Source organism: Pseudomonas sp. QD4 (assembly GCF_049199125.1).
In the GTDB taxonomy this organism is placed as follows: domain Bacteria; phylum Pseudomonadota; class Gammaproteobacteria; order Pseudomonadales; family Pseudomonadaceae; genus Aquipseudomonas.
Window position 1 is genome coordinate 57,108 of record NZ_JBLZOM010000013.1, and the last position, 15,934, is coordinate 73,041.

A 15,934-nucleotide genomic window follows, 5' to 3' on the forward strand; every position below is an offset into this window, starting at 1 on the left:
ACCATGACCGACGAACAACTTTGCCTGGTTTTTATTCCGGCCCTGGTCGCCGTGCTGCACCACGCCGAGCAAGCCAAGGGCGCCCCGTTGAGCGAAAGCGAAGTGCTGGAGATTCGCGACGGCGCGGTGTGCATGGCGATGTCGTTCAGTACCGCGTTGCAGATGGAAGAAAAACGCGGTTACCCCGATATCGTCGCCGAAGATTGCTGGGCCCAGTGGCAGTTGGCACGGGCCGAGCTGAACGCCCCTGACACCGGTGAGTGACCTCGACACTCGGCGTTAGCGGGCGACCGCGATCTTTTTCACCGTCTCGATCCATTGCGGGTCCAGGCGTGGCTGATCGGTGTCCAGGCCCATGGCCTGCATTGCTTCCTTATGCTGGTCGGCCTCGCGCACCAGTTGGTCCTGGCCGCTGGAGTTGGCGTCGAGCTGGTGCATCTGGTGGATCCCCTGGTGGTAGAAACGCAGCAGCTTCATGGCCGCCGGGTCCCTCGCCTGCACGCCAGCCGTCACGTGGTGCATGACGTTGGTCACGCTCATCAGGCTGCGCTTGAGCTGCCAGCCGTAGACCGCTGCGGCCATCCACGGCTGGGACCAGAAACGCACGCGCATCAGGCCGATGCTCAGCGCGAGGCCGGCCGCCACCCCGGCCACGTTGAGCCAGAAGTTGTCGCCACCGGGCTGGCCGAACAGCAGCACCGCCGCGCTGGACAGGACCATGGCCAGGGACAGGAAAATCAGCGCGATAAACAGCGTGCTGCGGCGCGTCTGCTGGCGGTAGGTGGCGGGGTCGAACGGCTTGATCTCGAACATGGCGGCAACGGGCTCTGATAAGGAACAGGCAAGAAGATTGCCGGGCATTATCACCGTCGCCACGCCGCTGCGCCGATTAAATCGCCCGCTGCGACAAAAGCACGCAGTGGGGTCATACCGATCATTCGAGCACCAGAGCCGGCGAACAATGCTGTGGCGAAGTAACTGGCTGCCGTTGGACCAGCCGCTGCGCCGGCGTAGCAGTCCCATTTCAGGGCCGCTGCGCGGCCCAGCGGGAGCAAGCTCCCTCGCCACACGTGGGTGTTGGCCCTCGGACGAGCCTCAGGCCGCGCCGCCCCGGGCCTGCTGTTCCAGGTGCAGTTGCAGTTCGGGCTCGATGCCCAGCGCCGCCGCCAGTTCGTCCAGGTAATTGCGTTCGGCGGCCTGTTGCTGGTCCACCAGCATCACGCTGGCCAGGTACATTTCTGCGGCCATGCCCGGGCCGTCGGCGGCTTGCGCCACATCGGCGGCGTCCAGCGGCCGTGCGACTTCGGCGTCGAGCCATTGCTGCAGGTCGGGGTCGTCGGTGTGGCGCCCCAGTTCGCTGCTGATCAACTGCTGCTCCTGTTCATCGATGCGCCCATCGGCCTTGGCTGCGGCGATCAGGGCCCGCAGGATGGCATGGCTATGGGCCTCGGCTTCCGGCCCGGCCAGCAGGTCGACGGTGCGCAGGGCCTCGGGCGCGACGGCCGCCGGTTGCGCGGTGCTGGCCTGTTGCTGCTGCCAGGCCTGGTACGCCTGGAACGCCATCATCCCCAGAGAGGCCAGGGCTGCGTAGCGGTTGCCCGAGGTCCGCCCCTGAGGCGTGGCGCCACCCAGGCCCGAACCGCCCAGCAGGCCGCCGAGCAAACCACCCAGGCCACCTCCGCCGCCCGCCGCCCCGCTTGAGCCCAATAACCCGCCGAGCAGCCCGCCCAGGCCACCCAGCCCGGTAGAAGCGCCCCGGGATTGCGGGCTGGCGCCGCTCTGGGAGTTGATCGAGGCCTGGCCGGCCCGTAGCAGTTGTTCCAGCAGATCACTGGTGTTCATGGCATCGCCCTCATGGATCGCGCGCAGCGAAAAAGGCAACGATAGCCCTCGCCGGCCAATGCGCCATGACCGTCCGGCCGGGGCGTGCGCTGTGATCCTGAGCGTGAGGGGCCGGGCCGCGCTAAGTGCGCGGGGGCGGCTCATTGAGAAACAGGTTCCAGACCTTGTACGCCTCGTGCTGGCGGCGGTTGGCGATCTCCCATTCCGGCCCTGTCAGTTGGTGTGCGGACACCAGTTTCATCATGTCGCAGGTGGCCGCATCCAGCTCCATCAGCAGTTGATGGGATCTGTACCTGAAATCGTCGACGTTGTTCATGGTGGGGGTATGCCTGTGACCGAGGCCGACTTCGCAAGTGGCGAAGCCATGCACCCGGCACAAGGTCGACAACCGACGGAGACGATTAATTGTCATCACCCGATAAACGGTCGCAGGCGCCGTATACGGCGCCTGCCCCGCTATGTTCGCCAGCGCACAGACACCTCCCCCCGAGCTGGACAGACTCAGACCCTGAGAAGCTGCGTCCCGCGAGGTCTGGCACCCGATAACGCCCGCCTCGCTTATTGCCCCCGCTTCGGCGCTTCTCCGGTCGAGGGCACGCTCTGCCAAGGAAAACATGAACAGTCATTGGACCCTCAAACTCTTTCGGTTCTGGCGTCTGCCTGCCGTCCATTACCGCCAGTGGAGCGAATCGCGGCGCAAGTTCGAATATGAACCGCTGCTGCGCTCCGAGCTGTTCAGCGCCGAACAGATGGCACACCACGGCACTCTGCTGGCGCAGCAACATCGCCTGAGCCCGGGGAACACCGCCGATACCCTGCTGGCGCGCCTGGCTGACAACGAAGCGACCCTGGCCAGCAGCTGCCGGGCCCTGACGGCCGCGCCCCTGTCCTCGCGCCGCGCGACCCCGGCCGCCGAGTGGCTGCTGGACAACTACTACCTGGTGGAAGAGCAGATCCGCACCACCAAGACCCACCTGCCGCGTGGCTACAGCCGGCAATTGCCGCGCCTGGCCGAAGGCCAGTCGGCGGGTCTGCCACGGGTCTACGACATTGCCCTGGAAACCATTTCCCATGGCGATGGCCGGGTCGACGGTGACAGCCTGGGGCGCTTCGTCGAGTGTTATCAGAGCGTAATGCCGCTCAAGCTTGGCGAGCTGTGGGCGATTCCGATCATGTTGCGCCTGGCCCTGATCGAGAACCTGCGGCGCGTGGCCTCACGGGTCATGGCCAACTGGGATGACCGCAACCTGGCCAACGACTGGGCCGATCGCCTGATCGAAACCGCCGAGCAGGACGCCAAGAGCGTGGTGCTGACGGTGGCTGACATGGCGCGCTCGGGGCCGCCAATGACCTCCTCGTTCGTCGCCGAACTGGCGCGCCGCCTGCAAGGGCAGAACGCCGCGCTGGTGCTGCCCCTGGCCTGGATCGAACAACTGCTGGGCGAGTCGGGGCTGAACATCGAGCGCCTGGTGCAACTCGACGCCCAGCAACAGGCTGCCGACCAGGTGTCGATCAGCAACAGCATCGCCAGCCTGCGCCTGCTCTCGGCCACCAACTGGCGTGAGTTCGTCGAGCGCATGAGCCACGTCGAACAGGTGCTGCGCAGCGACCCGGCGGGCCTGTATGAGCGCATGGATTTCGCCACCCGCGACCACTACCGGCACCGGGTCGAACGCCTGGCGCGGCAGTGCTCGCTCAGCGAAGAACAGGTGGCGCGCATTGCCATCGACCTGAGCAACAGCCAGCCGCCACAGGACCCCGCCGCCGTGGCCAGCCATGTCGGTTACTACCTGGTCGGCCCCGGTCGCGGCGAGCTGGAGCAACGCATCGCAGCACGGGTGCCCCTGGCCCAGCGCTGGCAGCGCCTGCTGCAACGGGCGCCTTTGAGTTTCTTTCTGCTGCCGGTGGCGCTGCTGTCGCTGCTATTGGCCTGGTCCTTTATGCAGTCGGTGCATGAGGACGGACACGCGTTTTACCTGCTGGCCCTGCTGGCACTGCCGACCCTGCTGATGAGCAGCCGCCTGGCAATCGGCCTGATCAACTGGCTGGTGACCCTGACGGTGGCGCCCTGCATCCTGCCGCGCCTGGACTACAGCGAAGGCATCCCGGAGCAGGCAAGGACCCTGGTGGTGGTGCCGACCCTGATCGCCAACGCGGCGGATGTCGAAGAACTGGTCGAAGGCCTGGAAGTGCGCTTTCTGGCCAACCGCGACCCGCACTTGCATTTCGCCCTGCTCAGCGACTTCATGGACGCCGACAGCGAGGTGCTGCCCGAAGACGCCGGCCTGCTGCAATTGGCGCAGCAGTTGATCGAAGGCCTGAACCGCAAATACCCGGAGGCCGAGGCCGAGCGCTTCTTCCTCCTGCATCGCCCACGGCGCTGGAACCCGGCCGAGCGCAGCTGGATGGGTTATGAACGCAAACGCGGCAAGCTGGCGGAACTCAATGCGCTGCTGCGTGGCCAGGGGCGCGAGCGCTTCGCGCTGATCGTCGGCGATATCCAGGCCCTGCCCCGGGTCCAGTACGTGATCACCCTGGACACCGACACCCAATTGCCGCGCGATGTGGCCATGCAATGCATCGGCGCCATCGACCATCCGTTGAACCACCCGGTGTTCGACCCGCAGACCGGGCAGATCAGCGCCGGCTACGCGATCCTCCAGCCACGGGTCGGCATCAGCCTGCCGAGCACCGCGCGCTCGGCCTATGCCCGTCTGTTCGGCAGCGATGCCGGGGTCGATCCCTACACCCGCGCGGTGTCGGACGTTTACCAGGACCTGTTCGAACACGGCTCGTTTATCGGCAAGGGCATCTACGCCGTGGACGCCTTCGAGCATGCGTTGCAGGACTGCTTCCCGGATAACCGGGTGCTCAGCCACGACCTGATCGAGGGCTGCTACGCCCGCTCCGGGCTGCTCAGCGATGTGCAGCTGTTCGAGGAATACCCCTCGCGCTACAGCGCCGACGTCAAGCGCCGTCACCGCTGGATTCGCGGCGACTGGCAGTTGCTGCCGTGGCTGATGCCCTGGACACCCAAGGCCAGCGGCGGGCTCAAGCGCAACCGGCTCAGCGCCCTGGCCTGCTGGAAGATTTTCGATAACCTGCGCCGCAGCCTGGAACCCGCAGCGTTTCTGACCATGCTGCTGTGGGGCTGGTTCGGTGCCTCTGAGCCCGTGTCCTGGACCCTGGCAGTGTTGATGCTGGTGCTGATCCAGCCGCTGTGCAGCGCGTTGCAGGAACTGATGCACAAGACCGTCGACGTGCCGATCGAACAACACCTGGCCGCAGCCCTGCACACCTGCTCCCAACACTTCACCCGGGCCCTGCTGCCGCTGGTCTGGCTGCCCTATGAAACCTGGTACAGCCTGGATGCCATCGGCCGCACCCTGTGGCGCATGCTGCTGAGCAAGCGCCGGCTGTTGCAGTGGCAACCGTCGCGGGAAGTCGAGCGCGGCCACGGCCATTCCCTGGCCGGGCAATACCGCAGCATGTGGATCGCTCCGCTACTGGCCCTGATGCTGCTGGCATTGCTGCCACTGCCGGCGCTGCTCAGCGCCGGGCCCTTTATCCTGATGTGGCTGGCCAGCCCGGCCATTGCCTGGTGGCTGAGCCGACCGTCGCGGCGCGCCGAGTTTCATCCCTCCAGCACCGAACTGCGGTTTCTGCAAACCCTGGCCCGGCGCACCTGGGCCTTCTTCGACCAGTACGTGGGGCCGGCCGACAACTGGCTGCCACCGGACAATATCCAGGAGCAGCCGCTGTTCGCCGTGGCCCACCGCACCTCGCCGACCAACATGGGCATGGCCCTGCTGTCGCACCTGGCGGCCCACGACTTCGGCTACCTGAGCAGCGGCCGCCTGCTGCAACGCCTGGAACAGAGCCTGGCGAGCATGGCCCAGTTGGAACGCTATCGCGGACACTTCTACAACTGGTACGACACCCTGACCTGCAAACCCCTGCCGCCGCTGTATGTGTCGACGGTGGACAGCGGCAACCTGGCCGGCCTGCTGCTGACCCTGCGCCCGGGCCTGCTGACCCTGGCCGATGCGCCGCGGCATGACTTGCGCCTGGCCAGCGGCCTGGTGGATACCCTGGACGTGCTGCAGGACGCACTGAACACGGCCGGCCTCGACAGCCGCGAAATCGAGGTCCTGAGCCTGCAGGCCCGGGCGATGCAACACCGCCTGAGCCACAGCGCCAACGGCTCCAGCGCGCAGTTGCTGAGCCTGCTGGAGCAGATCAGCGCCCACGGGGCCAACAGCGCGCTCGAGGGCGACGCCGAGGTGCTGTTCTGGCGCGCCGAGCTGGCGGCGCAATGCCTGGACCTGCGCAGCGAACTGGAGCGTTTCGTGCTGCCCGCGCAACAGGATGGCAGCAACCTGCCACCCCTGAGCTGGCGTCAGTTGGCCGAACTTGACCTCAGCCTCTGGGTGCCCGAGCAGCAACCCCGGGTCAGTGCCGTCCGCGCCTTGGCCAGCCAGCGCCTGGCCACCCTGGAGCAATTGACCGACCAGATCAGCGACCTGGCCCGCATGGACTTCGGCTTCCTCTATGACCGTCAGCGCAACCTGTTCGTGATCGGTTACAACGCCGACGAACGCAAGCTCGACGCCGGTTACTACGACCTGCTGGCCTCGGAAGCGCGCCTGACCAACTTTGTGGTGATCGCCCAGGGCCAGTTGCCCCAGGAAGGCTGGTTCTCCTTGGGCCGCTTGCTGACCAGCAATGGCGGGATGCCGGTGCTGCTGTCCTGGTCCGGCTCGATGTTCGAATACCTGATGCCGATGCTGGTGATGCCCAACTACGAAGGCACTCTGCTGGACCAGACGTGCCGCGCCGCGGTCGCCCTGCAGATCGAGCACGGCAAGCAGCTGGGGATTCCCTGGGGGGTGTCCGAGTCGGGCTACAACACCCTGGATGCCCAGCTCAACTATCAGTACCGGGCCTTCGGCGTTCCCGGCCTGGGCCTCAAGCGCGGCCTGGGCGAAGACAGCGTGGTCGCGCCCTACGCCAGCGTGCTGGCGTTGATGGTGGCGCCCCAGGCGGCCTGCGATAACCTGCAACGCCTCAGCGAGCTGGGCCTGGCCGGGCGTTTCGGCCTGTATGAAGCGGTGGATTACACCGAGGCTCGCCTGCCGCGCGGGCAGAGCCAGGCCATCGTCCAATCCTTCATGGCCCACCACCAGGGCATGAGTCTGCTGTCCCTGACCTGGCTGTTGCTGGATCAACCGATGCAGCGGCGCTTTGAATCCGATCCGCAGTTCCAGGCCACCGCCCTGCTGTTGCAGGAGCGCGTACCGAAAACCGCCGCCCAGTACCTGCATGCCTCCAGTGCCCCCGCGGCCGATGAAGCGGCGAGGGTCAACGAGACCAAGCTGCGGGTGTTCACCGACCCCGACCGCAAGCGCCCGGCCCTGCAGCTGTTGTCCAACGGCCGCTACCACGTGATGGTCAGCAGTGCCGGCGGCGGCTACAGCCGTTGCAACGAACTGGCGGTGACCCGCTGGCATGAGGACAGCACCTGCGACAACTGGGGCATGTTCTGCTACCTGCGGGATGTGGCCAGCGGTGCCTTCTGGTCCGCCGCGCACCAGCCGACCCTGGGTCGCCCGGCAAGCTTCGAGGCGATTTTCACCGATGCCCGTGCCGAGTTCCGCGTGCGCGAACTGGACTTCGACACCCACAGCGAAATCGTCGTCTCCCCCGAGGACGACATCGAACTGCGGCGCCTGCACGTCACCAACCGCGGCCGCACCCGGCGCAGCATCGAGCTCACCAGCTACGCCGAAGTGGTGCTGGCCTCAGCCATCAGCGATGCCATGCACCCGGCGTTCAGTAACCTGTTCGTGCAGACCGAGCTGCTGGCGCCGTTGCAGGCGATCATCTGCACCCGCCGGCCGCGCTCCAATCATGAAACCCCGCCCTGGATGTGCCACCTGCTGGCCGCCCACGGTGTGGACATCGATGCCATTTCCTACGAAACCGACCGCGCGCGCTTTATCGGTCGTGGTCGCAGCGTGGTGGCGCCGGCGGCCATGGAACCGCAGATCGAGCAGTTGTCCGGCACCGCCGGGCCGGTGCTCGACCCGATTGTCGCGATCCGCTGCCGGATCACCCTGGATGCCGGGCAGACCGCAACCATCGACTTCGTGACCGGGGTCGCCCAGAGCCGCGACAGTTGCCTGCAACTGATCCACAAATACCGCGACCGGCACCTGGCCGACCGGGTCTTCGACCTGGCCTGGACCCACAGCCAGGTGCTGTTGCGCCAGCTCAATGCATCCCTGGCCGATGCCCGGCTGTTCGAGCAAATGGCGGCGTCGATCATCTACGCCAACGCCACCCTGCGCGCCGAAAGCAGCCTGTTGCTGAGCAACCGCCGCAACCAGTCGGGGCTGTGGGGCCAGGCGATTTCCGGCGACCTGCCGATTGTCCTGCTGCAAGTCGGCGACCTGGCCAACATCGAGCTGGTGCAGCAGATGGTCAAGGCCCACGCCTATTGGCGGCAGAAGGGCCTGGCGGTGGACCTGGTGATCTGGAACGAAGACCAGGCCGGTTATCGCCAGCAATTGCAGGACCTGATCATGGGCCTGGTGACCTCCGGCAGCGAAGCCAGCCTGATCGACCGTCCCGGTGGCATCTTCGTGCGCCCGGCCCAGCAGCTGTCGAGCGAAGACCGCACGCTGATGCTGGCGGTGGCGCGCCTGGTGATCAACGACACCCGGGGCAGCCTCGCCGAGCAGGTCCAGCGCCGGCGCGCCGACCCGCTGCTGGCGCGCCTGGAACCGAACCTGGTGCGCCGCGAGCGCCTGACCCGGCAGCCGGTGGCGACGCAGATACCGCAGCTGATCCTCGATACCCCCTTCGGCGGCTTCAGCCCCGATGGCCGCGAGTACATCATGACCCTGCACCCGGGCCAGCCGACCCCGGCGCCCTGGTGCAACGTGCTGGCCAACGCCCGGCTGGGCACGGTGATTTCCGAAAGCGGCGGGGCCTACACCTGGAACGAAAACGCCCACGAATATCGCCTCACGCCCTGGAACAACGACCCGGTCAGCGATCCCAGCGGCGAGGCGATGTACCTGCGCGACGAAGACAGCGGGCACTTCTGGTCGCCGACGCCCCAGCCATGCCCGGGCAGCGGCAGTTACCGCACGCGCCACGGTTTTGGCTACAGCGTGTTCGAGCATGAAGAAGACGGCATCCAATCCGAACTGTGGGTGTACGTGGCGCTCGACGCGCCGCTCAAGTTCTCGCGGCTGATCGTGCGCAACCGCAGCGGCCGGCCACGCCGGCTTTCGGCCACGCACTATGTGGAATGGGTGCTGGGGGACCTGCGCAGCCGCTCGGCGATGCACGTGGTGACCGAAAGCGACCCCTTCAGTGGCGCGCTGTTTGCGCGCAACGCCTACTCCATCGAGTTCGGCGCACGGGTGGCGTTTCTCGACACCGACGCCAGCGACCGCAGCTTCAGCGGCGACCGCACCGAGTTCATCGGCCGCAACGGCACCCTTGCCGCCCCGGCAGCCATGACCCGGGCCAAGTTGTCCGGGCGTTGCGGCGGGGCCTTCGACCCGTGCGCGGCGATGCAGGTCGGGCTTGAACTGGCTGACGGCGAAAGCCAGGAAATCGTCTTTCGCCTGGGTGCCGAACGCGATGCCAAGGCTGCGACCCGCCTGGTCCAGCAGTACCGCGGCAATCGCGCCGCCGCCCTGGAACTGGAAGCCGTGCACCAGCACTGGCGCAGCACCCTGGGTGCGATCCGGGTGACCACCCCGGAGCCGGCCCTGGACGTGCTGGTCAATGGCTGGCTGATGTACCAGGTGATCGCCTGCCGCTTCCTCGGGCGCAGCGGCTTTTACCAGTCCGGCGGCGCCATCGGCTTTCGCGACCAGTTGCAAGACAGCATGGCCATGCTCCACGCCGACCCGCAGGCCGCGCGCCAGCACCTGCTGCTGTGCGCCGCCCACCAGTACCCGGAAGGCGACGTGCAGCACTGGTGGCACCCACCGCAAAACCGTGGGGTGCGCACCGGCTGTTCGGACGACATGCTCTGGCTGCCCCTGGCCACCAGCCGTTATGTGCAGGTGACCGGCGACCGCAGTGTGCTGGAGGAAAAGGTCGGCTACATCGAAGGTCGCGCGCTGAACGCCGGCGAGGAGTCCTACTACGACCTGCCCGGCGTCTCGTCCCTGGAAGAAAGCCTCTACCATCACTGCCAGCGCGCCATCGAGCGCGGCCTGACCCAGGGCATCCACGGCCTGCCGTTGATGGGCACCGGCGACTGGAACGACGGGATGAACCGGGTCGGCGAACAGGGTCGGGGCGAAAGCATCTGGCTGGGTTTTTTCGGCCATGAAGTGCTGGAGCAATTCGCCGCCATCGCCCGGCTGCACGGCGATGGCGCCTTCGCCCAGCGCTGCCATGAGCAGGCAACCACCCTGCGCAGCGCCCTGGATCAGCACGCCTGGGACGGCGCCTGGTACCGCCGGGCCTATTTCGACGACGGCCAGGTACTGGGCTCGGCGGCGAACCAGGAATGCCGCATCGACTCCATCGCCCAAAGCTGGTCGGTGCTCAGCGGCGCCGCCAGCCCCGAGCGCCAGCAACAGGCCATGACCGCCCTCGACCAGCACCTGGTGCGGCGCGAGGCCGGGGTGGTCCTGCTGCTCGACCCGCCGTTCGACCAGGGCAGCCTGGACCCCGGTTACATCAAGGGCTACGTGCCCGGCGTACGCGAGAATGGCGGCCAATACACCCACGCCGCCGTATGGGCGAGCATGGCCTTCGCCCGCCTGGGTGACAGCGCCAAGGCCTGGGAACTGTTGCGCCTGATCAACCCGGTCAGCCGCCGCAGCGCCGCGCAAGTCGACATCTACAAGGTCGAACCCTACGTGATGGCCGCCGATGTCTACGGCGTGGCACCGCATACCGGGCGCGGCGGCTGGACCTGGTACACCGGCTCGGCGGGCTGGATGTACCGCCTGGCCGTCGAGTCGCTGCTGGGGCTGGTACGCAGCGGCGACACCCTGCGCTTCGAACCGGTGCTCCCCGGCGACTGGAGCGGCTACAGCCTGGACTACCGCTTCGGCGCCAGCCTGTACCGGATCGAGATCAGCCAGCAACCGGGCGCGCGGCACAGCATCAGCCTGGATGGCCAGCCGCTGGCCGAGCCATTGCTGGCTTTGCGCGACGACGGCCAGGAGCACCGAGTGCAGGTGATCTGCCCGGCCCCGCTGCGGCTCGACCACCCACAATCGTTAGGCACAACGGGCAGCGCCACAGCGTCGGTGCCAGGGCCATGAGGGATAACAGACAGCGACGCCGTTGTGGACTACCCTGACCAACCGGGAAATGGCTACTGGGGGAATGGCTTCTAAAAGGTGGCGCTGCATATGCTGGATGTACACAAGCCACACCAGAACTACCTGCTGGCCGCGCTCCCGGAGCCGGTCAAGCAACGCCTGATCCCTGACCTGGAACAGATCGCCCTGCCCCTGGGCAAGGTCCTGTACGAATCGGGGGACGTGCCGCGTTACGTGTACTTTCCCACCGACGCCATCGTGTCCCTGTTGTATGTGATGGAAAGCGGCGCCTCGGCGGAAATCGCCGTGGTCGGCAACGAAGGGCTGGTGGGCGTGTCATTGTTCATGGGCGGCGAAAGCACCCCGAGCCGGGCCATTGTGCAAAGCCCGGGACACGCCTTTCGCCTGCCCGGGCAACGGCTCAAGGACGAGTTCAACCGCCACGGCGAAATGCTCCTGCTGATGCTGCGCTACACCCAGTCGCTGATCACCCAGATGGCCCAGACCGCCGTCTGCAACCGCCACCACTCCATCGACCAGCAACTGTGCCGCTGGCTGCTCCTGTCCCTCGACCGCCTGCCCGGCAACCAACTGATCATGACCCAGGAACTGATCGCCAACATGCTCGGCGTGCGCCGCGAGGGCGTCACCGAAGCCGCCGGCAAGCTGCAGCGCCTGGGAGTGATCGAGTACAGCCGAGGCCACATCACCGTGATCGACCGGCCCCAGCTCGAACAACTGAGCTGCGAGTGCTACGCCGTAGTGCGCAACGAAACCGCACGCCTGCTGCCCTATTTGCCGGCCCACCGTTTGGGCGGTTAGGGGCTCGGTGCTGTGGGAGCGCACCTTGCGCCTGGGGCGCAGTGTTGTATGGGTAAAACGGGGTTCTTTGCAGCATCGTGGAGGTTTTCACTCGCTGCGGGAAATGGGGTGAACATTGCCACGAGCGGGGCAGGTACAAACTGAGGTGGTTAGAATGATTGTGTTAAGCGTGCAGGTTCGTTTTGGTTGCTCAAGTCCAACAATCAGTTAAGGGCGATTTTATTTAAGAGTTACATAGGGCCGCAGCTCAACCCCAAACGCTGGTACCAAAAAATATAACGCATAGGAATTTAGAGCTGACCATATACCCTATAAAGCCAGCCTCCTGAACTGATGACATTAGTTATAGAACGCAACAGAAATCTACCCCCTCAACTTCCCGACAAACATCAATGTTTATTATCCCTAATAAAACGAGAGACACGCTCAACCTCCTCTTGTATTTCCCTGCTGGAGACCACATCAACTTCAAACTCTTTAATATGCTTCCTTAATTTTTCATTTCCAGTAAACATCAGGGGAACAGAATTATTTTCACCAATATATACAACAGAATAACAGTAAGGATTAGCCCCAATAGTGGTCGGTTGTTTAAAGAGGCTTGCAAATATGCTATTGCGCGATGCTTTCCGATCGATCGGTTCGCACATCGGGTGCGATGAGTAGATATCATGAATTTTTCCAGAAGACCTCTCAAGTTCCTCAATCGTAACACCTCTCCCTAGAGGGACTTTTTTTGCTGATGGTTTTCGACCTACGGCTTCGAGCTGAACTATCCAGCCTGAATTGTCGTGCGAAGTACATTCGCAGTCACAGCTAATCAAATAAAGATTTTCTGCTCTTTTATTCCATGACATGGAGATACGGGGGGATTCGCACGCTTTATTCAACTTAACCGAAAGTTCGGTTATTTCCACAGAGCATTCGCCACCCCTATTGCAAACTGCATTATATTTTGAGCCATTCCCTTCACCCCTCAACAACTCATTACAAAGACCCACTCCACTCCAGATAGCGGCCATACAGATAAATGCATATTTTAATATTTTATTAGAGATCACCGACATTTCGATTACTAACTCCCTTGAGTAGTCAAAAAATCGATCTCCACCTGAAGCTACTGCGTGAAAATATCGAGCGAAAGCGTGCTTTTACTCGACTCTGAAGATCGGAGAGTACAACTAGAACGCGACATTTTCTCAGCGCTACACCTCGCCGTCCGAACAAATATAGGAACGGTTATGTTATCTGCAAGAGCACAGATTTCAGCATAGATTGGACTATTACACTGAGCGTTAAATCCGAGGAGATTTGCCTGAAGCCAACGCGCAGCAAGCGGGGAGTATCTGTCCGCGTCAGATTGAGTCTCAACGAATAGCACCAGCATCGGACTTCCTATATGTAACGCGTGGCGCCTTACCAGTAATGCATCGAACTCCGCCATGGTCTTAATTCCTTTCTGTGACCGCCAACTGAATATCCTTGGAATATTTGTCGCGCCCCCAACGAGCTTAAGCTTGTCGCCTTCGTCAAATATGGCAATTGACTGAACCTCTGCCTGCCCCTCTTGCCACCCCCATATAATTTGGGTTCCATCCTTGAGTCTTACTGAACTTGGTGGATTCTGTTGAAACCCAGAAACCACTCTACTCGTCACAGAGAGCTTTACCCTTGAGTCCACATCAAACATGAAACCATGATTATTTCTTGTAAATTCTCTTATTTGCAGCATCAACGATGAGTGACTTATTACAGAACGATTGCGCTCAACACTCAAACTATTTACAAGCAAAGGGAGGGGCTCGGAATTCTTTCCATCCCTCATTGGCTCAACAAACTCCGCACATGAGTTGTCATATGCAAAGAAAAATAAAACAGCACTAAAAAACACTCTACGCCGCACCCAACTCATGCCTCAGCCTCAAGCGCGTTAATAAAATATCAAACACAAGATCTCCAACCTCAGAGAACTCAGCACTATCAGCGGCCCCTTTTATCAATTAATCTTCTAAGGCAGCATCCAATTATTGCTTCACTTAGCTCGCTAGATTTATTCAAGCCACAACCAGCCGAAGGAGATTTCATTTAAATAGATAATACTTCTCGCCTGCGCTAAATCTGCAGCCTATAGATCACCTCTAGCGAATCAAGTAGTTACTCCAATCACACTTAACTCCCCCACCATCGCCCTGCAACGAATAACCGCCCCCTACCGGGTATAACACTTGTTCCAACAACAGAATGGGAGTGCTATAACTAATAACATCACCCACCTTGGACCTAACATCTGGATCAATATTTAACTCTCGTAGCAATATGCCGTTTCCCGCTACGCACGCCTCAAGTAAAACCAAGCTTCCCTCATAATCTCGCCATGACGAAATTCGATCCATTTTCCTTACAAGCTCGCCTGCGGAGTTATACACCGCAATACTGGCCACAAGCTCGCGCCCCTCGCCATCGCCAACAAAATAGCCATCCCTGACAAATACGACATAATAACTCCCGCCCAACAACCGCACCGAAATTGGCTTCAAATCCTTATTAACACCTTCCTTCAATCCAACTCCACCACGCACTTTGAACTCATACATCTTAGACGAAAGACAGTGAATGGAAAGTGGCAATGCGTTAGTAATCTTATAACTGCTCTCTCTATCTGAATCATCAGATTCGCTTTGAGAGCCCAACGGCGGATAACTTTTAAACAGCCTGAAGGTGCTTATTGAAAACCCATCATCATTGGCTATTGTTGCGTTGCGCCTCAGACTATCCGCACACAATTCAGCTTCATCACCAGTTGGTACAAGAGCAGCATAAGCCCTCACCTCCCCCCCTAGGAGCAATGTAAAAAAAGCTATCGAGATGAACATTTTAATATTCACTGCTTGATCTCTTTTAATTTTGGAGAAAAGCCCGCCACATGAAGATGATGGTAATGCCCTGGATAGTGAACAGTGCGCGACAGAAGCTTCTGCGTCCCATTTTTTGTATATTTCCATGCGTAATGCGTCCTCCAACCAAACTTAAATAGCGCCTCATTAAGGCTATTCTGCCTTTCTTCATCCAGGAAGCTCACATCATTTGCCACGTTAAGATGAGTTGAGACACTCCAGTTATTATCAAGCCGCATAAATTTGAAATCTCCATTTTCTCCATTTATATGAGATACACTTCCTCCGGGCGTCCCATCTACGTCACTGAAGCCCGTTGACGCAACATCATCATATCCAACCTCCATCAAGGCTCCGATCAACGCAGCGAGCGCTGTTTGATTTAAAAACCTTCTACTTGTATCAACAAACCGAAACCCAAAGTGACTAGCAGGATTGGCCCCAAGCGTGGCGACATTCATCAAATATATAAAATCAGTTCCCGCCACTCCTTTCGTTATCCAGCGCACTGCCTTCTGACCGATAAAGACACCAAAGTCATGCTCCTTATTATCGGATGAAATATAAATATACCTTGCATCTTTCATTCTTTCGGCTTCGAGCCCAACAGGGACTAAGCGCTCAATCAGACCTGTGCTCTGGTAAATGCGATAAGTCACCATTGCGTCTGGAGTCGCAAGTCTTCCCGCCAATCCAATCGGATGAAAGTGATAAACCTTCGCCCCCTCCGGTAACCCAATATCCGCCGCCACCTCCCCCCACCAACGCAATTTCATCACGCGGTTCTTTTCCGCTTTCACATTGTCCATGGCCCACTTGCCGAGCTTGACCGCGATCTCGGAGATCACGCCGTACTTGCCGGCCCAGGACGGGACGTGCCATTCGCTGGTGTGATAGGTGATCAAGCCTCCCAGGCGCTTTGCAAGCGCTCGGTTCTGCAAGGTGGCGTCCAGGTTTTCTTCACTGAGTTCGCCCTGGTTGTTCAAGCCCATGAGTTGGCGGATGTGTTTGAAGAATGGGGTTTCTTCGGGTCGCTGGCCGCCTCTGAGGAAGTCGACGAAGGCGCTGGCG

General features: G+C 61.6%; 8 protein-coding genes and 1 pseudogene. 3 read left to right on the top strand and 6 right to left on the bottom strand.

From position 1 onward, the window contains the following. The first annotated feature begins 3 nt into the window (after window positions 1-3). Window positions 4-264, top strand: coding sequence for a hypothetical protein (locus ACOZJV_RS34190; protein WP_078474112.1), 261 nt, complete (start codon window positions 4-6; stop codon window positions 262-264). Between the two features lie 15 nt (window positions 265-279). Here the strand turns inward: ACOZJV_RS34190 and ACOZJV_RS34195 are convergent, their stop codons facing one another. The 3 genes from ACOZJV_RS34195 to ACOZJV_RS34205 form a co-directional block, all read right to left on the bottom strand. Beyond that, window positions 280-813 (bottom strand): DUF3087 family protein, encoded by a 534-nt coding sequence (locus tag ACOZJV_RS34195; RefSeq protein WP_078474113.1) that lies wholly within the window; start codon window positions 811-813, stop codon window positions 280-282. 282 nt (window positions 814-1,095) lie between these two features. Further along, window positions 1,096-1,842: a DUF533 domain-containing protein gene (locus ACOZJV_RS34200; RefSeq protein WP_201131784.1), complete on the bottom strand. Its 747-nt coding sequence runs from the start codon at window positions 1,840-1,842 to the stop codon at window positions 1,096-1,098. 121 nt (window positions 1,843-1,963) lie between these two features. Then, the gene (locus ACOZJV_RS34205; RefSeq protein ID WP_421549563.1) at window positions 1,964-2,158 is read right to left on the bottom strand and encodes a hypothetical protein; all 195 of its coding nucleotides are present in this window, start codon (window positions 2,156-2,158) and stop codon (window positions 1,964-1,966) included. Window positions 2,159-2,456: 298 nt separating this feature from the next. Between ACOZJV_RS34205 and ACOZJV_RS34210 the strand changes: the two genes are divergently transcribed. Both ACOZJV_RS34210 and ACOZJV_RS34215 read left to right on the top strand, forming a co-directional pair. Beyond that, window positions 2,457-11,147, top strand: a complete 8,691-nt coding sequence (locus tag ACOZJV_RS34210; RefSeq protein ID WP_421549564.1) for a GH36-type glycosyl hydrolase domain-containing protein — start codon at window positions 2,457-2,459, stop codon at window positions 11,145-11,147. Between the two features lie 90 nt (window positions 11,148-11,237). Further along, window positions 11,238-11,969, top strand: a complete 732-nt coding sequence (locus tag ACOZJV_RS34215) for a Crp/Fnr family transcriptional regulator (RefSeq protein WP_201131786.1) — start codon at window positions 11,238-11,240, stop codon at window positions 11,967-11,969. Between the two features lie 389 nt (window positions 11,970-12,358). Here the strand turns inward: ACOZJV_RS34215 and ACOZJV_RS34220 are convergent, their stop codons facing one another. The 3 genes and pseudogenes from ACOZJV_RS34220 to ACOZJV_RS34230 all read right to left on the bottom strand — a co-directional run. After that, window positions 12,359-13,036 (bottom strand): hypothetical protein, encoded by a 678-nt coding sequence (locus tag ACOZJV_RS34220; protein ID WP_421549565.1) that lies wholly within the window; start codon window positions 13,034-13,036, stop codon window positions 12,359-12,361. A gap of 1,071 nt (window positions 13,037-14,107) precedes the next feature. Beyond that, complete coding sequence (locus ACOZJV_RS34225; protein ID WP_421549566.1) at window positions 14,108-14,854, bottom strand: hypothetical protein; 747 nt, start codon at window positions 14,852-14,854, stop codon at window positions 14,108-14,110. Beyond that, window positions 14,851-15,934: pseudogene (locus ACOZJV_RS34230) on the bottom strand (hypothetical protein); the annotation flags it as partial. The pseudogene ACOZJV_RS34230 and the gene ACOZJV_RS34225, both read right to left, overlap by 4 nt.